This is a genomic window from Actinomadura chokoriensis (assembly GCF_039529475.1).
In the GTDB taxonomy this organism is placed as follows: Bacteria; Actinomycetota; Actinomycetes; order Streptosporangiales; family Streptosporangiaceae; genus Spirillospora; species Spirillospora bangladeshensis.
Window position 1 is genome coordinate 675,657 of sequence record NZ_BAAAMW010000002.1, and the last position, 19,310, is coordinate 694,966.

Sequence of the window (19,310 nt, forward strand, 5' to 3'; positions counted from 1 at the left end):
CACCGACAGAAAGCACCGGCGATCAGCGGAGGGTACGTGCGACCTGCAGCGGCAGCAGCCGGAAGAGCTCGTCGGGACCGGCCGTGCGCACCCCGGGCCGCGTGCCGCAGAGCGCCTCGACCACGTGCGCGGCGAGCGCGCTGTCGATCGGGTCGGGGACGGGCGTGCCGTTGGCGTTGAGCTGCTGGTACTTCATCAGGTTGAGGGCGACCGACACCTGCCGCGCGCCGCCGTCGGACGTCAGCGACTGGGTGCCCGCGCCGAACACGGCGCCGTCGTGGCCCCAGAACGTCCCGCACGGGAGGTCGAGCGAGTAGAGGCCGAGGCCGTAGTTCATCAGGACGTTGCCGTCGGCGTCCTTCACGGGGACGGTGCGCTTCATCTGCGCCAGCGCGTCCGTGCCGACGACGCGGCCGGTGAGGAGCCTGCGGTAGAAGCGGTTGAGGTCGTCCATGGTGGAGACCAGCGCGCCCGCCGTCCCCGCCCAGCTCATGTTGAACACGCTGTAGTCGCGGGGCGGTTTCACATGCCGGTACAGCGACTCGTACATGCGCGAGTGCGGCCCGTCCACCCAGGGCGAGTCGGGGAAGTAGGTGTGCTTGAGCCCGGCCTTCTCGATGACGTTCCGCGTGATGTACTTCTCCGCCCTGGTCCCGGTCACCTTCTCCAGGAGCCGTCCGGCGATGATGTAGTTGGTGTTGGAGTACGACCAGCGCTCGCCCGGCATGCCGGTGCGGGGAGCGCGCAAACCCCACTTGATGAGCTGTTCCGGCGTGACGTCGCGGTAGCGGAACTCGTCCAGGCTCGTGGGCGACAGTTCCTTCAGCGACGGGAACGCCGTGAGGACGTAGTCACCGATCCCGCTGGTGTGGTTCAGCAGCATGCGGACGGTGATCTGCCGCCCGAGCCGCCCGGGGATGAGGCCCGGCAGGTAATGGGCGACCGGTGCGTCCAGGCTGACGGCGCCCTTCTCGACCTGCTGGAGGATCGCGGCGGCGACGAACGACTTGGTGATGCTGCCGACCCGCGTCCGCATGCCGGGCGCGACCGGGCGTCCCGTCCGCACGTCGGCGACGCCGGACGCGCCGTCCCACGCCGTCCGGCCGTCGCGGGCCTCGGAGAACAGCCCGTACATGCCGGCGTCGCGGGTGGCGTCGAGGGTGGCGCGCAGCTTGGCCGGGTCGAACGCCGCGGTCGGCGGACGCTGCGCGCCCGCCGCGAGCGGAGCGTCCGGGGCGACCGGGGCGACCGGAGCGGCGGCGAGCCCGCCCGGCCCGCCGGCGTGCGCCGGGACCTGCGCGGACGCGATCGCCAGCGCCGCCGCGACGCCCGCGGCCGCCGCCATCCGCCCCAACCGCCTCGCCATCGTCCCCAGCTCTCCACGCACGGCACGTCCGAGGAAAAGTGTCCTCGGTGATCAGCCGCCCTGTCATCCCAATACGTGAGAACTCGGGGTCCGGTTCATCACAGGACCGGACCGCGCGGGGCCCCGCGGACGCCGGCGGGCGTCAGCCGAGCAGGTCGGCGAGGGTCTCCCGCCGGGACGGGTGGCGCAGCTTGTGCATGCCCTTCGACTCGATCTGCCGGATGCGCTCGCGCGTCACCCCGTAGACCTTGCCGACCTCTTCGAGCGTCTTCGGCTCGCCGCCGGAGAGCCCGAACCGCATCGAGATCACGCCGGCCTCGCGCTCGGTGAGCGTCTCCAGGACGGCGTCGAGCTTGCCGCGCAGCATGGAGGACGCGACGACGTCGGCGGGGTCGCCGCCCTCCGGGTCCTCGATGACGTCGCCGAGCTCGCCGTCGCCGTCCTCGCCGAGCGGGGTGTGCAGGGACAGCGGCTCGCGGGCCTGCCGCCGCAGCCACTCCACCTTCTCGGGGGTGATGTCCAGCTCGACGGCCAGTTCGCGCGAGGTGGGCTCGCGGCCGAGGTCCTGCATCATGCGCCGCCGGACGCGCGTCATCCGGTTGAGGACCTCGACGACGTGCACCGGGATGCGGATGGTGCGGCTCTGGTCGGCGAGCGCGCGGCTGATGGCCTGCTTGATCCACCAGACGGCGTAGGTGGAGAACTTGAGGCCCCGGCGGTACTCGAACTTCTCCACGGCGCGGATCAGCCCGAGGTTGCCCTCCTGGACGAGGTCGTTCAGCGGCAGGCCGTGGCCCATGTAGCGCTTGGCGAGCGACACGACGAGGCGCAGGTTGGCCTCGACCATGTGCTGCTTGGCGCGTGCCCCGTCGGCGGCGATCCACTCCAGGTCCTCCTTGTCCTGGAGGCTGAGGTCGTCGCCGAGGGTCTCAAGGCGCTCGCGGGCGAACAGGCCGGCCTCGATGCGCTTGGCCAGGTCGACCTCCTGCTCGGCGGTGAGCAGCGCGGTGCGCCCGATGCGGGACAGGTAGTCCTTCATCGGGTCGACGAGGTTCACGGTGGCGCGGGGGGACGCGCTCGGCGCGTGGCTGGCGTTCAGGGCGGTGTCCTTTGCTCGTCCGGCCGGGGGAGGGAACGGGGTCACGCGATCTCGGTACCCGCCTGCCCCGCGACATAAACTTAGGACGAACCTAGAACTAGGTCAAGCACAAATTTAGGTCGAACTATGCAATGATGGCCGCATGGGACTGCGGGAGATGAAGAAGCAGCAGACGAGGCAGAACATCTCGGACCAGGCGACGCGCCTCTTCCTGCGGCACGGCTTCGACCGGGTCACGATCGCCGACGTCGCCGCGGCGGCACAGGTCGCGAAGATGACCGTGACGAACTACTTCCCGCGCAAGGAGGACCTCGCACTCGATCTGCACGAGGAGTTCGTCGGCCTGCTGGGCCGCACCGTCGCCGGCCGGGCGCCCGGCGAGTCCGCGCTCGCCGCGCTCCGCCGCGCCTTCCTGGACGCCGTCCACCGGCACGACCCGGTCATCGGCTTCTCCGGCCCCGACTTCGCCCGCATGATCACCGAGAGCCCGGCGCTGGTCTCCCGGCTCCGCGAGTTCCACGAGGAGCGCGAGGACGCCCTGGCCGCCGTCCTCGCGCGGGAGACCGCCGCCGCCCCGGACGACCCGCTCCCCCGCCTGGTCGCCGCCCAGCTCGGCGCCGTCCACCGCGTCCTGTTCCAGGAGACCCTGCGCCGCACCCTGGACAACGAGCCCCCGGACCAGATCGCCGCCGTCCTCGCCAAGTCCGCCCGGACGGCGTTCGACCTCCTGGCCCCCTCGCTGAACGACTACGCGGTGCGCTGACGCACGGCCCCCGGGGTCTTGCGGCGCCGCCCTGAGCGCCGCAAGACCCCGCCGGGCCGTGCTCACCCCTCCTGGATGACCAGCAGCAGGTCGCCGGCCTGGACGGGGGTGGCCGCGGGGACGGCCAGGCGGGCGACGGTCCCGGCGACCGGGGCGGTGATGGCGGCCTCCATCTTCATGGCCTCGATCGTGGCCACCACATCGCCGGCCGCGACCCGGTCGCCCTTGGCGGCGCGCAGGGTGACCGAGCCGTCGAACGGGGCGGCGACGTGGCCCGGTTCGGACGGGTCGGCGCGCTCGACCGGCGGCGCGTCCGACACGACCGACTTGTCGCGGACGGACAGGGTGCGCAGCTGGCCGTTCACCGAGCAGATGACCTGCCGGACGCCCGCCTCGTCGACGGCGCCGACGGCCTCCAGTCCGGCGAGCACGCGGACGCCGGGTTCGAGGTCGAACGCGACCTCGTGCCCGGTGCGGAGCCCGTAGAGGAACGGGCCGGTGGGCAGGACGGACAGGTCGCCGTACGCGGCGCGGGCCTCGCGGTAGTCCTTCGCGGGACCGGGGAAGAGCAGGCGGTCGAGGGTGTCGCGGACCTCCGGGCCGGCCAGGGCCTTCTCCTCCGCGCCGTCCAGTTCCGCCCTGGCGGGCGTGTACTGGCGTCCGGCGAGGGCCTTGGTGCGGAAGGGCTCGGGCCAGCCGCCCGGCGGGTCTCCCAGCTCGCCGTTGAGGAACCCGATGACGCTGTCGGGGATGTCGTAGCGGTCCGGGTTCTCGGCGAAGTCGCCGGGGTCGGCGCCCGCGGCGACGAGGTGCAGGGCGAGGTCACCGACGACCTTGCTGGACGGCGTCACCTTCACGAGCCGTCCGAGGATCGCGTCGGCCGCCGCGTAGCAGCGTTCGATCTCCTCGAAGCGGTCGCCGAGGCCGAGCGCGACCGCCTGCTGCCGCAGGTTGGACAGCTGCCCGCCCGGGATCTCGTGCCGGTAGACGCGGCCGGTCGGCGACGGGAGCCCCATCTCGAACGGCGCGTACAGCTTGCGGACGGCCTCCCAGTACGGCTCCATCGCGGTGAGCGCGCCGAGGTCGAGCCCGGTGGCGTGGTCGGTGAAGTCGGTCGCGGCCACGATCGCCTGGAGCGGCGGCTGGCTCGTGGTGCCCGAGAGCGGCGCGGCGGCTCCGTCGACCGCGTCGACTCCGGCTTCGATGGCGGCGATGTAGGTGCCGATCTGTCCGCCGGCCGTGTCGTGGGTGTGGAGGTGGACGGGCAGGTCGAAACGCTCGCGCAGGGCCTTGACGAGGGTGCGCGCGGCAGGCGCGCGGAGCAGGCCGGCCATGTCCTTGATGCACAGGATGTGGACGCCCGCCTCGACCAGTTCCTCTGCGAGCCGCAGGTAGTAGTCCAGCGTGTAGAGGTTCTCGCCGGGGGACGAGAGGTCGCCCGTGTAGCAGAGCGTCCCCTCCACCAGGGCGTGGGTCTGGAGCGCGGCGTCGATGGCCGGGCGCATGCGTTCCACGTCGTTCAGCGCGTCGAACACACGGAAGATGTCGACGCCCGTACTGGCGGCCTCCTTCACGAAGGCGCGCGCCACCGAGTCGGGGTACGGCGTGTAGCCGACGGTGTTGCGTCCGCGCAGGAGCATCTGGATGCACAGGTTCGGCGCGGCCTCGCGGATCGCGGCCAGCCTGTCCCAGGGCGACTCGCCGAGGAAGCGGAGCGCGACGTCGTACGTCGCCCCGCCCCACGCCTCGATGGAGAGGAGCTCCGGTGTCATGCGGGCCAGGTAAGGCGCGGCCGTGAGCAGGTCGTAGGTGCGTACTCGCGTCGCGAGGAGCGACTGGTGCGCGTCCCGGAACGTGGTGTCGGTGACGGCCAGCGCGCTCTGGTTCCGGAGCCGCTCGGCGAACGCGCGCGGGCCGAGGGCCAGCAGCCGGTCGCGCGACCCCTCCGGGAAGGGGCCGGCCAGGTCGAGGGGCGGCAGCTTCGCCGCCGGGTCGAGGTCGGTCGGCGCCTCGCCGTGCGGCTTGTTGACGGTCACGTCCGCCAGGTACCGGACGAGGCGGGTCGCGCGGTCGCCGCTCGACCGGGCCGTCAGCAGCTCCGGGTGGTCGGCGATGTAGGACGTCGTGACGCCGCCCGCGCGGAAGTCGGGCTCGTCCAGCAGCGCCTGCAGGAACGGGATGTTCGACGCGACCCCGCGGATGCGGAACTCGGCGACGGCCCGGCGCGCCCGCCGCACCGCCTCCTCGAACGTCCTGCCGCGGCAGGTCAGCTTGACCAGCAGCGAGTCGAAGTGCGGCGACACGATCGCGCCGCCGTAGGCGGTGCCGGTGTCGAGCCGCACCCCGGCGCCGCCCGGCGACCGGTACGCCGAGATCTTCCCGGTGTCGGGGCGGAAGCCGTTCGCCGGGTCCTCGGTGGTGATGCGGCACTGCACGGCGAAGCCGCTGACGGTCACGTTCTCCTGCGCGATGCCGAGGTCGGCGAGCGTCTCGCCGCCCGCGATGCGCAGCTGGCTCTGCACGAGGTCGACGCCGGTGACCTCCTCGGTCACGGTGTGCTCGACCTGGATGCGCGGGTTCATCTCGATGAACACGTGCTCGCCGCGCTCGTCCACGAGGAACTCGACGGTGCCCGCGTTCTCGTAGCCGATCTCGCGGGCGAACGTCACGGCGTCCTCGCAGAGCCGCGCGGCGACGGCCGCGTCCAGCCGGGGCGCGGGCGCGATCTCGACGACCTTCTGGTGGCGGCGCTGCACCGAGCAGTCGCGCTCGCGCAGGTGGACCATGTGCCCGGCGCCGTCCGCGAGGACCTGCACCTCGATGTGGCGGGGGCGGTCGACCGCCTGCTCCAGGAACACGGTCGGGTCGCCGAACGCGCTCTCGGCCTCGCGGCGCGCCGTGTCGACGGCGGCCTCCAGGTCCTCGCGGTGGTCGACGCGGCGCAGGCCGCGCCCGCCGCCGCCGGCGGCGGCCTTCACGAACAGCGGGAACCCGACCTCGTCGGCCGCCGCCAGCTCCTCCCCCGGCGCGGGCGTCGCCGACCGCAGCACGGGCAGGCCCGCGCGACGCGCCGCCGCGACCGCCTCGATCTTGTTGCCGGCCAGGCTGAGCACGCGGGACGGCGGGCCGACGAACTTGATCCCGTTGCGCTCGCACGCCTCGGCCAGCTCCGGGCTCTCCGACAGGAACCCGTACCCGGGGTACACGGCGTCGGCGCCGACGCGCAGTGCGGTCTCCACGATGCCGTCGACGTCGAGGTACGCGCGGACGGGGTGGCCGTGCGTCCCGATCTCGTACGCCTCGTCCGCCTTCTGCCGGTGCAGGGACAGCCGGTCCTCGTGCGCGTAGACGGCGACGCTGGCGATGCCGAGTTCGTAGGCCGCGCGGAAGGCGCGCACGGCGATCTCGCCCCGGTTGGCGACGAGCAGCTTTCTGATCAACGTATCTCTCCCAGGAGACGCTCGGGCGCGTCCGCCCGCGTCCGAGGCCTCCCGGGCTCCACGCTGAGCCGCTCAGGGCGCGGCCACCCCGGCGGGCGAACCGAATCTTGCGATACCTACCCAGTTGAGCGGTCGGAGCAGCCTCGCAGAGCGGCCGAGATGTGTGAACAAAGTGATAGATAGCACTTAGAGGGAAAAACGCACGATTGTTCCTATCGCGGGGCGTTACCCCTTCTAGCGCGCGCGGTCGCGCCAGAGGCGCAGGCCCAGCAGCCCGGCGGCGATGACGGCGCCGGCGACGAGGCCGCCGAGGAGGGCGACCGGGAGGTCGTCCATCGCCAGGGCGCCCCACGCGACCGCGAGGAGGACGAGAAGGGCGAGGTAGCAGACGACGAACAGGTGGAAGCGCCCGCTCCAGAAGGCCCGCCGGGCCGGGGCCTCCGGCGGCAGGGCGACCTCGCCCTCCAGGCCGAGCATGACCGCCTTGGGCCGCTTGAAGTACTCGAAGTGGAACCAGGTGCCGCACGGCTCCCAGCCGTCCGGCGCGAGGCGCTCGGCGACGGCGGCGCGGGTGCGGGGCAGCGCGATCTCGCGGCGGTACTCCCAGCGCAGCGGGTGGTCGCCGGCGCGGCGGCTGACGAAGCGGCCGGCCGGGTCGACGCGCTCGACCTCCCATCCCTCGTCGCCGTAGCGGTTCAGCACCTCGCGCTCGTGGAACGCGTCGGCGCGCCATGTCCAGGTCTCGGCCGCGTCCGGGGGGACGGCGCCCGCGCTCGTCCCGGCACCGGGGCCGGCATCGGGGTCGGGGTCGGTGTCGCGGGCGAGCCGCGCGGCGAACTCCTCCGGCGCGCCGAACTCGCGCACCGGATCGGTGCCGGACTCGGCCGCGAAGGCCGCGAGGTCGGCCACGGTCCGGTCGACCTCGGCGGCGGGGAGGCCGCGGCCGCGGAGCCGTTCCGCCAGCTCGTCGAAGTAGGGGTGCGTCATCGGTCGGCTCCCTGGGTGAGCATCGTCCGGACTGATGCGTCGAACTCCAGCCACAGGCCGCCCTGCTCGGCGAGCGTCCGGCGCCCCGCGCCGGTGAGGCGGTAGTAGCGGCGGCCGGGGCCGCGCTCGGCGGCGCGGAACTCCGCGGCGACCAGCCCCGCCTCCTCCAGCCGGTTGAGGACGGGGTACAGCGTGCCGCCCTTGATCTGCCCGAGGCCCGCGCCCGCGAGCGTCTTGGCGATCTCGTACCCGTAGCTCTCGCCGCCGGTCAGGCTGGCGAGGACCAGCAGGTCGAGGACGCCCTTGAGCCAGCTGGCGCGGCGATCAGCGGCCACTGCGGTCACTCCCGGAGGGTGTGTCGGTTCAACGAGCTAGACCGTACTGCTAGCTAGTTAGCATTGCAACCTAGAGAGCGGAGCGGTCGGCCGCGTCCGGATCCGGACGTGAATAAAAGCGCCGATCGCTCGGAATAGCGAGAAGGATCTTGCGGTTGCAACTACCGTGCGAACACCGGCGATCCGGGTAGCACCCGTCCACGACCCACGGAGGTGACCGTGCCGAGCAGCATCCCCCGCACCCGTTCCAATCGCGAACGCAAACATCTGAAGACGACGTCGCTGCGCGCCCTCGCGGTGGCGGCCCAGTTGGAACGCAACCACGCCCTGGAGGGTCCACCGGGCACAGAGAACGGCCGGGTGGAGTCCGTCCCTGAGCGTCGGACGCCCGACCCGGCCTGACACCCGCTCCGCCTGGACCGATCTCCGTCTGGGCGCCGCAAGCCCCCGTGCACCGCGCACGGGGGTTTCGTCGTCTCGGAGGGTCTAGGCAGTGGCCGCGTTGAAGAGCGTGTGGACGGCGGCGCGCGCGCGTTCCCTGCCCACGCTCTCGACCATGGCGGCGATGTGCTCGGCGCCGAGCACGGCCAGAAGCGCGTGCGCGGCCGCTTCGCTGTCCGGGACGGCGTCGCCCATCTGATCGAGCAGGATCACCACGTGCCGATGCCAGAATCTGTAGGCACCGATGCGGTACCGCGCCCCAGGCGAGGCGGTCTCGGACATGCGCACCAGGGAGAGATGGTCCAGCGCGTAGTCGAGATAGGCGTCGGCGAAGGCGTGCAGACGGTCGGACGGCGAGACCGCGGCGTCCCCCTTACCGGGGCCGAGCGGGGCGGGGCCGGACAGGATCGCGTCCTGCAGGTCGCGCTCGCGCTGGTTCAGCAGGGCGGCGGCCAGCCCCGCCTTGTCGCCGAACCGGCGGAAGAGGGTGCCCTTGCCGACGCCCGCCGCGGCGGCGACGGCGTCCATCGAGACCGACTCGACCCCGTGCCGCGCGAAGAGCACGGCCGCCGCGTCCAGCACCTTCACGCGGTTGCGCGCGGCGTCGGCGCGCTCCTTGGGCGGCGGCGTCCGCATCAGCTCGAGGTCGACGCGCCGCCCGGTCGCGGCTCCGCGGTCCATCGGCGGCCTCCTCGTCGGGGTCAACCGGACTATAGTCCTATTCGATCTCGGCGGTCGCGCGGGCCGGGATGCCGCGGACTGGAGATCACGTACGGCGCGGAGCGCCTACCATCGTGTGGCCATAGTCTTGCCCAAGGTGTGCGGACGAGGCGCGAGCGACGGGGAGCGAGTGGTGTGACGGACAGGACGATGCCGGACGCCCTTCCACTGCGGTCGGGCGACCCGACCGAGCTGGGCGGATACGAGATCCTCGGCCGCCTCGGAGAGGGCGGCCAGGGCGCGGTCTTCCTGGGCCGTAGGGCCGGCGAGACCGGAACGGTCCGCGCCGCCGACCACGTCGCCATCAAGCTGCTGCACGGCGGGCTCACCGGCGACGAGTCCGCCCGCGCGCGCTTCGTCCGCGAGCTGGAGGTCGCCAAGCGGGTCGCGCGGTTCTGCACCGCGCAGGTGCTCGACGCGGACGTCGCCGGCGACCAGCCCTACATCGTCAGCGAGTACGTGCCCGGCCTGTCCCTGCACCACGTCGTGCGGTCGGAGGGCCCGCGCACGGGCGGCGCGCTGGAGCGGCTCGCCGTCAGCACCCTGACCGCGCTCACCGCGATCCACCAGGCCGGGATCGTCCACCGCGACTTCAAGCCGCACAACGTGGTGATGGGCCCGGACGGCCCGCGCGTCATCGACTTCGGCGTCGCGCGCGCGCTCGGAGCGGCCGGCGAGACGCAGAACGTCGGCACGCCCGCCTACATGTCGCCCGAGCACTTCACCGGCGGCGAGGTCGGGCCCGCGTCGGACATGTTCGCGTGGGGCACGACGATGGCGTTCGCCGCGACCGGGCGTCCTGCGTTCGGCAACGACGAGATGGCCACGGTCATGCACCGGATCCTGACCATGGAGCCCGACCTCGGCGACCTGCCCGAACCGATGCGCGAGCTGGTGCTGGCCTGCCTGAACAAGGAGCCCGCGCAGCGTCCCACCGCGCGCCAGGCCCAGGAGCGCCTCGTCGGCGCGGCCAGCGGCATGACCTCGGCGGGGGTGCCCGTGCCGCCGCTGCCCGCCTTCCCCGGGCTGCCGGTGGACCCGGCCGCGTCCGGGGGCGCCGGGACGCCGCACAGTGCGACGGACCCGCACGCGTCGCCGTCCGCGATGGCGGGCGCCCTGCTGCCTCCCGACCACGTCACGGACCCGTCCGGCATCAGGCACAGGACCGCTCCGCAGCCGCCGCCCTACGACGCGCTGACCCCGCCTCCGGGCGCACCCGGCGAGATGCACGGCGGCATGCCGGGCGGGATGTCGGGTGGGATGCAGAATGTGCCGCCGGCGATTCCGCCCGTCCCGCCAGGGCCTCCCGGGGCATCACATCCTGGCCGGCCGGACGGCAGGAGGCGCGGGCGGCTGATCGTGCCCATCGCGGCCGCGGCGGCCGTCGCGGTCGTCCTGGGAGGCGGCGCGGCCTGGGCCGCGACCCGGGGCGGCGACGACCAGGGCAAGAAGCAGCAGGTCGCGGCGGCGGATCAGAACCACGACGCGCAGGGCGGCGCCGGAAGCTCGGACGGCTCCGGCAACGCGGCCGAGAACCCGGCCAAGAAGAAGAGCGGGCAGCCGCAGACCGGCAAGAGCGGCGTGCCCGCGTCCCCCGGCACGTCCAAGAAGCCCGGGGCACCGCAGCAGCCGAGCGGGTCGAAGCCCACGACGGGCACGGGCGGCACCGGAGGCGGAGGCTCCACGCCCGTCCAGGAGCCCGCCAACAAGTACACCCCGCAGCAGGCGTGCAACAGCGGCGGCCACGGGGGCGGCTACTACGTGCAGCGGTCGCTGAGCGTCTCCGGGGGCGTGGCCTACCTGCTCTACAACAGCTCCGGCTACAACTGCGCGGTCACCATGAAGACCAAGAACGTCGGCAAGGCGTCACCGGTCTCGGTGTGGATCCAGAGGCAGGGCGGCAGTTCCATCGCCGACAGCGGATCGTTCGCCTGGTATGCGGGGCCCGTATACGTGAAGGCCCCCGGGGTGTGCGTCAGGTTCGGCGGCAACGGCCGCAGCGCGCCCTACGGGAACTGCGGGTAAGTCTCCCGGGCAAAGCGAAAGGCCACCCTCGCGCCTGGGTGGCCTCTTGTTCTCTGTCGGCGGGTTCTTCCGGACGGACGGGCCGACGTTCGGTGTTCCGGTGCCGACCCGCCGCTGTTCACCTGTTTGGCGGTTTTCCGATGGTTCAGTTCCGGGAGGCGATGAGATGGTCGAAATCGCCGTCCTTGGCGCCAAGGATCAGCGCCTCGATCTCGGGGCGGGTGTAGATCAGGGCGGGACCGTCGGGATGGCGGGAGTTCCGCATCGCCACCCGCCCACCGGGCAGTTCGGCGATTTCCACACAGTTCCCCTGGGAGTTGCTTCGCCGGGACTTCAGCCACCGCGCTCCGGCGAGGTCGGCGGCCGGCATCCCGTTGTCGTAATCGGTTTGGAGCATCATGTCTCTCTGAGAAGATCACCGAGAAGCTCGACGGTGCGTTCCGGGGTCGCACTGTCGACGCACAGGCGTTCCATCGCCTGCAGATAGGTGTCGACGTCGTCGCGCTTGTCCAGGTACATCGCGCCGGTCAGGTTCTCGACGTAAACCACGTCCGGCAGGTCCTGCTCGGGAAAGCGCAGGATGGTGAAGGCCCCTCCCTCGGCGGCGTGGCCGCCGAACCGGAACGGCATGATCTGGATGGTGACGTTGGGCAGCTTGGACATCTCGATGAGGTGCTCGAACTGGCCCCGCATCACCTCCGGACCGCCGATCGGACGGCGGAGCGCGCCCTCGTCCACCACGGCCCACAGCCGCGGGGCGTCCGGGCCGGTGAGGCGTTCCTGACGTTGCATGCGCAGTTCCACGCGCTGGTCGATCTCGTGTTCGGCGGCACCGGCGTTGCCCAGGCGGATCACCGCTCGCGCATACCCCTCCGACTGCAGCAGTCCCGGGACGAACTGCAGTTCATACGTGCGGATCAGCGCCGCCGACTCCTCCAGGCCCACATAGGTCTGGAACCAGCCGGGCAGCACGTCGTTGTACCGGTGCCACCAACCGGGGGTGTTGGCCTCCCGCGCAAGCTGTAGCAGCGCCTCGCGTTCCGTCTTGTCGCTGACGCCGTACAACGTGAGCAGGTCGTCCACGTCGCGTTCCTTGAAGCTGACACGTCCGAGCTCGAGGCGGCTGATCTTCGACTCCGACGCACGGATGACGTAGCCGGCCTCCTGACGGGTCACTCCCCGCTGCTCGCGCAGACGGCGCAGCTGGGACCCGAGCAGGATCCGACGAACCGTCGACCCGCTTCCCGGCGTCTCTGGAGTCACGCCCAACCTCCCGGCTATTCGGCGGACAGCGAACCTAGTGTGCCACTGGCCTGAGTGTCCTGCGGTTACCTCCGTTCACCCGGACGCGATCCGCGTCGCCCCACACCCTCACAACGCGGATGCACGTGCATTGGGCCTTGCATTCGCACGCTACGATGCGCAGGATAACGCACGAGACTTCCGAGCCACGGCTGCACAACGAGATCACTCTGCGGGGTCCGGTGGAATGACGTCACGCCACGCGCACGACGACACGCGGTGGGAGCTCGGCCCCCTCGCGGGGCCGGTCGACCCACGGGACCACGCTGGGCGTTCGACGCCCGTCCCGGAGTCGGTGGACCTGCCGCCGCGGCTGGAGACGGCCGTCACGGCGCTCACCCGGCTGCGCGGCTCGACCGTGTCGTTCACCGTGGAACCCGATCCGGAATCGGTCACCGCGGCCCGCCACTTCGCGCTCTGCCGGCTCGCCGAATGGAACCTCTCCGAACTCGCCGACGACGTCGGCCTCGTCGTCTCCGAACTCGTCACGAACGCGCTGCGGCACAGCGGAGGGGTGAACTCCGGCGGGCGGCCGGGCGTCGACGTGCACCGCGAGGGCGTGTACGGCGACCCGGCCGACCCGCTGGGCTCCGCACCGTCCGCGATCCGGCTGCGGCTGGGGCACGAGGCCCCGTGGCTGCTCTGCGGGATCATGGACGCCAGCCGCACCGCGCCGCGCCGCAAGGAACCCGACTACATCGCCGAGACGGGACGCGGGCTGCACCTCGTCGAGTCGTTCAGCGTCCGGTGGGGGTGGCGTGCACTGCACCAGGGCAAAGTGGTGTGGGCGCTGTTCCGTTCTCCTTGAACGGGATGCGCCCGAAGTGGGATGCGCTTGACCTGAGGGCGTAACGGAGCGCGACTGGGGTAACTATCCATTTCCCCCGGCGGGCACCCGCGATGGGCCCGACGAGACGCGCGGACGAAAGGAGCACCGGTGGACTTCGCCGTCGAGCACCGCGTCGAGAAGGGCCTCACGGTCGTCAAGATCAGCGGTGAGATCGACGTCTTCACCAGCCCCCGGCTGCGGGAGGCGCTGCTCGACATCATCGACAACGGCGGCACGCACCTCGTCATCGACCTCGGCGAGGTGACGTTCCTCGACTCCACGGGCCTCGGCGTGCTGGTCGGCATCTACCACCGGCTCCGCGCACGCGACGGCTCGATGTCGTTCATGGGCGTGAACGACCGGGTGCGCCGGGTCTTCCACGTGACCCAGCTCACCAAGATCTTCGTGCTGCACCGCTCCCTGGAGGACGCGATCGCGGCCCACGAGTCCGCCGCCCCCTGACCCCTTAACTCCGGCTCCTTCACGCCGACTCCTCTACTCCGGCTCCTTCACGCCGACTCCTTCACGCCGACTCCTTCACGGCGGCTCCCGAACCCTGCTCCCCTCGCTCCTCCGACACCCCCGCCCCGCCCCTCCGGCACCGCGCCGAGCTCCCTTTTGCCCCTGCCCGTCCTGCTTTGCCGACGGAGTTATCCACAGGTCGCGATGGACGCGCCCGAGGCGCGACGTACCCGGTACGGTGAGACCGAGATCAAGCCCGCCGCCCGGGCAGGTCCCGCCGACGCGCGCGGTGCTGTCCGCCGGGGAACCATCGAACGGACGGGAGCGCTCCGTGGCAGAACAGCCGCTGCATGAGCACACGCTCGGCAATGGCCTGCGCGTGGTGGTCTGCGAGGACCACGTCGTACCTCTGGCCGCCGTGAACATCTGGTTTGGGGTGGGCTCGCGGCACGAGCGGTCCGGCCGGACCGGCCTCGCCCACCTCTTCGAGCACCTGATGTTCCAGGGCTCGGCGAACGTCGCCGAGGGCGAGCACGCCGCGCTGCTGGAGAGCGCGGGCGCCGCCTTCAACGCCAGCACCTCGTTCGAGCGCACGAACTACTACGAGACGGTGCCGGTCAGCCACCTGGAGCTCGCGCTCTGGCTGGAGGCCGACCGCATGGGCACGCTGCCCGCCGCGCTCACCCAGGCCAACCTCGACAACCAGCGCGACGTCGTGAAGAACGAGCGCCGCCAGCGCTACGACAACCAGCCCTACGGGACGGCGTTCGAGCGGCTGTGCGCGCTGACGTTCCCCGAGGGCCACCCCTACGCGCACACGCCGATCGGCTCCATGGAAGACCTGGACGCCACCACCCTCGACGACTGCACCGACTTCTTCGCCACCTGGTACGCGCCGGGCAACGCCGTCCTGTCCGTCGTCGGCGACGTCGACCCCGCCGCGACCATCGAGGCGGTCGAACGCTACTTCGGCGGCATCCCCACCGGGCCGCAGAAGCCCGCCGCCCGGCCCGGCGAGCTGGGGCCGCTGGCCGGCGTCCGCGAGGAGACGCTGACGGAGGACGTCCCCTCCCCCGCCTACTTCGCGATGTTCACGCTGCCGACCGACGGCGGTGACGACGTCGAGGCCGCCGAGCTCGCGGTCGAGATCCTCGGCGGCGGCTCCGGCTCCCGCCTCTACGACCGGATGGTGCGCCGCGACCAGATCGCCACCGAGGTCTGGGCGGGCGTGACCCGGCTCGCCTCCGGGCCGTCCCTGGCGATCGTCGACGCCATCGGGCCGGAACCGGACAAGATCGCCGCCGTCCTGGACGAGGAACTGGAGCGGTTCGCCAACGAGGGCCCCTCCGCCGACGAGACCGCCCGCGCCACCGCGCAGGCCGAACGCGGCTTCCTGGAGCAGACCGAGACGGTGACCGGCCTCGCGAACGCGCTGTCGCAGAACGCCACCCAGTTCGACGACCCGGCCCGGGTCTTCACCGCCCCCGGGCGCGCCGCCGCCGTCACCGGGGACGCGATCAAGCAGATGGCGGGCCGCTGGCTCGCCCCGGGCGGCCGCACCGCCCTGACCTACGGAGGCACCTCGTGAGCAGCGGCCTGGCACTGCAGCCCCGTCCCGTCCCCGGTCCCGTCCCGGCCTGGGCGTTCCCGGCCGGCACCGAGGGCCGCGTCCCGGCCGGCCCGGCGACGCTCCGCTGCGACCTGCCCGGCCGCCGGCTCGCCGCGGTCCGGCTCGTGCTGAACGCCGGCGCCGGCCGCGAGCCCGCGGGCCTCGACGGCGTCGCGACCCTCACCGCGCACGCCCTGATGGAGGGCACCGAGCCGGGCGGCGGCACCGCGCTCACCGCCGCGTTCGAACGCCTCGGCGCCAGCTTCTACGCGCACGCCGACCTGACCGCGCTGCGCATCGCCCTCGACGTCCCCACCTCCCGCCTCGGCGCCGCCCTCGACCTGTTCTCCGACGTCGTCCGCCGCCCGGCGCTCGACGACGGGGACGTCCGGCGGCTCGTCCGCGAGCGCCTGGAGGAGATCGCCCAGGAGGACGCCGACCCCGCCTCGCGCGCCATGCGCGAACTGCGGGCGGTGATGTTCCCGTCCGAGGCCCGCGCGTCCCGCCCGACCGGCGGCACCCGCACCTCGGTCGGCGGGCTGCAGGGCTCCGACATCCGCGCCTTCTACGGCTCCGCGGTCCCGGCCGAGGCCACCGCGGTGGTGACCGGCGACCTCTCGGGCACCGGCGCCGACGCGGCGCTCACGGAGGCCCTGCGGTCCTGGGCGGCCACCGGCGAGCCGCTGCCGACCGCCGACCGCGTCCTGCCCGAGTCGGCGGCCCGCATCGTCGTCGTCGACCGTCCCGGGTCCGTGCAGACCTACCTCAGCTTCGGGCACGGCGTCCCCGACCGCTCGCACCACGACTGGCCGTCCCTGACGGTCGCGGCCCACGTCCTCGGCGGCGGCCTCACGTCCCGTCTGAACGCCGTCCTGCGCGAGGAGAAGGGCTACACCTACGGCATGCGGGCCGGGCTGCTGCGCATGCGGCACTGCGGCCTCTTCATCGCCCAGGGCTCCGTCCACACCGAGGTCACCGCAGACGCCGTCGCCGACGCGCTGACCGAACTGCGCGGCGTCGTCTCCCGCGGCATCGACGCGGAGGAGCACGGCATGTCCGTCCGCGCGCTCGCCGACCGGGCCCCCGCCGAGTACGAGACGGCCCGCGCCGTCGCCGCCGAACTGGCCGACGCCTCCGCGAACGGCCTGGGCTCCACCTACCCGAGCGCCTACCTGGCCGCCGTCCGCGCCTCCACCCCCGACGGCGTGGCCCGCGCCTACCGCAAACACGTAGACCCGGAAGCCCTGACCGTCATAGCCGTAGGCGACGCCGCCCAGATCCGCGAGCCCTTGGAGAAGCTCGGCTACGCCACGGTGACCGTAACCGCAAAGGAATCCTGACCCCGAGAACCAGCCATCCGCGGGGGCGCCGGCACCCCCCACCGGCACCCCCGCGGACCACCGCTCCCCAGCGGCGTAACACCAGACGGCGCAGCCACACCAGCCCACCCCCACACCAGCCCACCGCCACACCGGGCCGCCCCGAACCGGGCCGCCCCGAACCGGGCCACCGCCACACCGGCCCGCCCCCAGACCGGCCCACCGCCACACCGGCCCGCCCCCAGACCTGCCCACCGCCACACCGGGCCACCGCCACACCGGGCCACCGCCAGACCGGCCCGCCCCGAACCGGGCCGCCGCCAGACCGGGCCGCCGCCAGACCGGGCCGCCCTCGGACTGGGCCGCCGCCGGAACGGGCTGCGGCCCACGGTGCATCCGCTCCAGCCGACTCGACCACCACCGCGCCAACCGCGCCCGCATGAAGGCCGGAGAGCGATGTGTGGGCGCGGAGAGGTCTTCGGTGGGGGTGGGGCGGGCTGCGGATGGGTGAGGTGATGGTGAGTGTTCTGTTGGAAAAAGGGGTCGGGTTCCGGTTCGTGGCGTGAACCGATGGCATGGTGAAGTAGGTCTAACTTGTATGGGCCAACGCGCGCGGTCTAGGTTGCGGCGGGCCGACTTGCGCGGGGAGGACGTCCTCGCGGGCGGGAGAAGGGAACGGCCGGTGTCCTACGGGCAGATGGCGGGTGGCGGGCCGTCCGTCGACACGATCCTCGCGGAGCCGAACTGCAAGCCGGGCGGGGTCGTGGCGGGCAAGGTGCATCTGCGCGGCGGCTCCGGGCCCGTGGAGATCCGGCACGTGACGCTGGCGCTGATGCCGCGCATGCGGAACGGCTACGGCGGCGAGACCGCCGGGCCCGAGGTGTACCGGGGCGCCCTCACCCGCGGGTTCCGGCTGGACGCGGCGCAGCAGCGCGACCTGGCGTTCTCCATCCCGCTGCCGTACGAACTGCCGTTCACGACCGTCCTCGGCCACGAGCTGCCCGGCTTCACGATCGGGATGTGCACCGAGGTCGACGCGGCCGGGCAGCCCGACCCCGGCGACATCGACCCGATCTCGGTGGAGCCGCTGGAGTCCCAGCAGTGGGTGCTCGCCTCGATCGCACAGCTCGGCTTCCAGGTCGCGAACGTGACGTTCGAGGAGTCGAAGCTGCGCGGCGTCGCCCAGCAGCTCCCGTTCCACCAGGAGATCCACCTCAACCCGCCGGCGGCGTACCAGGGCCGGATCGACAAGGTCGGGCTGAGCTTCGTCGCCAGCCCGCGCAGCATGGCCTTCGTCCTGCGCGCCGAGGACCGCGACACCCCGCGCGACGAGTCGTTCGGCGTGTTCCAGGTCGCGCACGCCGAAGCCGCCGAGACCGACTGGAACGCCAAGATCGGCGAATGGCTGGAGGCCGCGGCGGCGCTGCCGCGCTCGTCCGCCGGGCAGGGCGGGGCCCCGCTCCCGCCGCCCGGCGGCGCGACGCCCTTCCCTCCCCCGCCGCCATCACCGTCGCCCGAGCCGGCGGCGTCCTACGGGCAGGCGGGCAACGCTCAGTTCCCGCCGCCTGCCCCCGCCCCCGGTCAGGCGCCCGGCCCCGCGTACCCGGCGGACCCGGGCCTCGGCTACCCCGGCGGACCGGCCCCCGCCTACCCGGGCGCCAACGCGCCCATGCCGGGCCACGGCGCCCCTGCGCCACTGGGCCAAGCCGCGAACTCCCCCATGCCGGGCCACGGTGCACCGCCTCCGGGCGGAGCCCCGGCCCCCGGCCCCCTTACCCCACCGCCCGGCGCCTTCCCGCCTCCCGGCGGACCGACACCCGGTCATTCCCCTCATGGGGCCACGCCCCCCGGCGGCTTCGGCCATGGCGCGCCGCCGCTGACGCCGGGCCAGCCCCCGTACGGTTCAACGCCCCCGCCCGGCCCCAACACCCTGCCGCCTCCGCCCGGCCAGTTCCCGTACGGGGCGCCGCCGCCGCCGGCACCCGGTGGCATGTCCGCTCCCGGCCACGGCGGCCCACCACCCGCGCCCGGCGGACCGTCCGTCCCCGGCGGGCCGCCCGTGCCGGGGCAGGTCCCGCACGGCGCCGTCCCTCCGCCGCCCGCGCCCGGTGGGCCGTATCCTCCGGCGCCGGGTCCCGTCGGTCCGCCGCCGCCCGCTCCGCCCGGCCCGGCGGGCTACCCGCCTCCACCGGCGCACGGTCAGGCCGGGCCACCGCCCATGCACGTGCACCACGGCCCGCCCGGCTACCACGGGCACCACCGGCACGGGCACCACGGCATCGCCGCGGCCGGCCTGGTCGGCGGCGCCGCAGTGGCCGGTGTCGCCGGAGGCATGGCGATCGGCGCCATGGGCGACGCGGCGGGCCAGGCCGCGAACGTGGCGGGCTACGTCGCCGGCGCCCCGGTGGACGCGTTCGGCAACGCCGTCGCCGGATACGCGGGCAACGTCGCCGGCGGCATGATCGCGGACGCGGCCGGCGGCGTCGCCGGGGACATCGCGGGCGACGTGGCCGGGGAGATCGCCGGCGGCGCCGCGGAGGTCCTCGGCGGCCTGCTGGGCGGCCTCTTCGGCTGACCGCCCGCGCCCTCCCCGGCGACGGGAAATGCGGGACC

At 73.2% G+C, this 19,310-nt stretch carries 15 protein-coding genes and 1 pseudogene; 8 read left to right on the forward strand and 8 right to left on the reverse strand.

The genetic code is table 11. The annotated features are described in order from the left end of the window. Window positions 1-22: 22 nt before the first annotated feature. Both ABFX46_RS07290 and ABFX46_RS07295 read right to left on the reverse strand, forming a co-directional pair. On the reverse strand, window positions 23-1,366 hold the full coding sequence (locus ABFX46_RS07290; protein WP_346040559.1) for a serine hydrolase domain-containing protein: 1,344 nt from the start codon (window positions 1,364-1,366) through the stop codon (window positions 23-25). A gap of 142 nt (window positions 1,367-1,508) precedes the next feature. Next, window positions 1,509-2,450 (reverse strand): annotated as a pseudogene (locus ABFX46_RS07295) (RNA polymerase sigma factor); the annotation flags it as partial. A gap of 157 nt (window positions 2,451-2,607) precedes the next feature. Here ABFX46_RS07295 and ABFX46_RS07300 point away from each other — a divergent pair. Continuing rightward, on the forward strand, window positions 2,608-3,228 hold the full coding sequence (locus ABFX46_RS07300; protein ID WP_346040560.1) for a TetR/AcrR family transcriptional regulator: 621 nt from the start codon (window positions 2,608-2,610) through the stop codon (window positions 3,226-3,228). A 62-nt stretch (window positions 3,229-3,290) separates the two neighbouring features. Here ABFX46_RS07300 and ABFX46_RS07305 read toward each other — a convergent pair whose 3' ends face one another. The 3 genes from ABFX46_RS07305 to ABFX46_RS07315 form a co-directional block, all read right to left on the reverse strand. After that, complete coding sequence (locus tag ABFX46_RS07305; protein ID WP_346040561.1) at window positions 3,291-6,668, reverse strand: pyruvate carboxylase; 3,378 nt, start codon at window positions 6,666-6,668, stop codon at window positions 3,291-3,293. A 234-nt stretch (window positions 6,669-6,902) separates the two neighbouring features. Then, window positions 6,903-7,655, reverse strand: coding sequence for a hypothetical protein (locus ABFX46_RS07310; protein WP_346040562.1), 753 nt, complete (start codon window positions 7,653-7,655; stop codon window positions 6,903-6,905). After that, window positions 7,652-7,990, reverse strand: coding sequence for a PadR family transcriptional regulator (locus ABFX46_RS07315; protein ID WP_346040563.1), 339 nt, complete (start codon window positions 7,988-7,990; stop codon window positions 7,652-7,654). Before ABFX46_RS07315 ends, ABFX46_RS07310 begins: the two co-directional genes overlap by 4 nt. 219 nt (window positions 7,991-8,209) lie before the next feature. On the opposite strand from ABFX46_RS07315, the gene ABFX46_RS07320 reads away from it, so the two are divergent. After that, a complete protein-coding gene (locus ABFX46_RS07320) occupies window positions 8,210-8,392 on the forward strand; it encodes a hypothetical protein (RefSeq protein ID WP_131943490.1) in 183 nt (60 codons plus the stop codon). Window positions 8,393-8,476: 84 nt separating this feature from the next. Here ABFX46_RS07320 and ABFX46_RS07325 read toward each other — a convergent pair whose 3' ends face one another. Then, entirely contained in the window at window positions 8,477-9,112 is a 636-nt protein-coding gene (locus ABFX46_RS07325) for a TetR/AcrR family transcriptional regulator (protein ID WP_346040564.1), read from the reverse strand. A gap of 174 nt (window positions 9,113-9,286) precedes the next feature. Between ABFX46_RS07325 and ABFX46_RS07330 the strand changes: the two genes are divergently transcribed. Further along, window positions 9,287-11,176 carry a serine/threonine protein kinase gene (locus ABFX46_RS07330; RefSeq protein WP_346040565.1) on the forward strand — a complete coding sequence of 630 codons (1,890 nt, stop codon included), beginning with the start codon at window positions 9,287-9,289 and terminating at the stop codon, window positions 11,174-11,176. A 145-nt stretch (window positions 11,177-11,321) separates the two neighbouring features. Here the strand turns inward: ABFX46_RS07330 and ABFX46_RS07335 are convergent, their stop codons facing one another. Continuing rightward, on the reverse strand, window positions 11,322-11,573 hold the full coding sequence (locus tag ABFX46_RS07335; protein WP_203596865.1) for a DUF397 domain-containing protein: 252 nt from the start codon (window positions 11,571-11,573) through the stop codon (window positions 11,322-11,324). After that, window positions 11,573-12,394 carry a helix-turn-helix domain-containing protein gene (locus ABFX46_RS07340; protein ID WP_428831225.1) on the reverse strand — a complete coding sequence of 274 codons (822 nt, stop codon included), beginning with the start codon at window positions 12,392-12,394 and terminating at the stop codon, window positions 11,573-11,575. Before ABFX46_RS07340 ends, ABFX46_RS07335 begins: the two co-directional genes overlap by 1 nt. Before the next feature lie 271 nt (window positions 12,395-12,665). Here ABFX46_RS07340 and ABFX46_RS07345 point away from each other — a divergent pair, with 271 nt between their 5' ends. From ABFX46_RS07345 to ABFX46_RS07365, 5 genes are all read left to right on the forward strand, one after another. After that, complete coding sequence (locus tag ABFX46_RS07345) at window positions 12,666-13,286, forward strand: ATP-binding protein (RefSeq protein ID WP_346040567.1); 621 nt, start codon at window positions 12,666-12,668, stop codon at window positions 13,284-13,286. Window positions 13,287-13,415: 129 nt separating this feature from the next. Beyond that, a complete protein-coding gene (locus ABFX46_RS07350; protein WP_163059840.1) occupies window positions 13,416-13,769 on the forward strand; it encodes an anti-sigma factor antagonist in 354 nt (117 codons plus the stop codon). 331 nt (window positions 13,770-14,100) lie between these two features. After that, a complete protein-coding gene (locus ABFX46_RS07355; protein ID WP_346040568.1) occupies window positions 14,101-15,357 on the forward strand; it encodes a M16 family metallopeptidase in 1,257 nt (418 codons plus the stop codon). Further along, window positions 15,354-16,718 carry a M16 family metallopeptidase gene (locus tag ABFX46_RS07360; RefSeq protein ID WP_346040569.1) on the forward strand — a complete coding sequence of 455 codons (1,365 nt, stop codon included), beginning with the start codon at window positions 15,354-15,356 and terminating at the stop codon, window positions 16,716-16,718. Before ABFX46_RS07355 ends, ABFX46_RS07360 begins: the two co-directional genes overlap by 4 nt. A 661-nt stretch (window positions 16,719-17,379) precedes the next feature. After that, complete coding sequence (locus tag ABFX46_RS07365) at window positions 17,380-19,272, forward strand: sporulation protein (protein ID WP_346040570.1); 1,893 nt, start codon at window positions 17,380-17,382, stop codon at window positions 19,270-19,272. The last annotated feature ends 38 nt before the right edge of the window (window positions 19,273-19,310 follow it).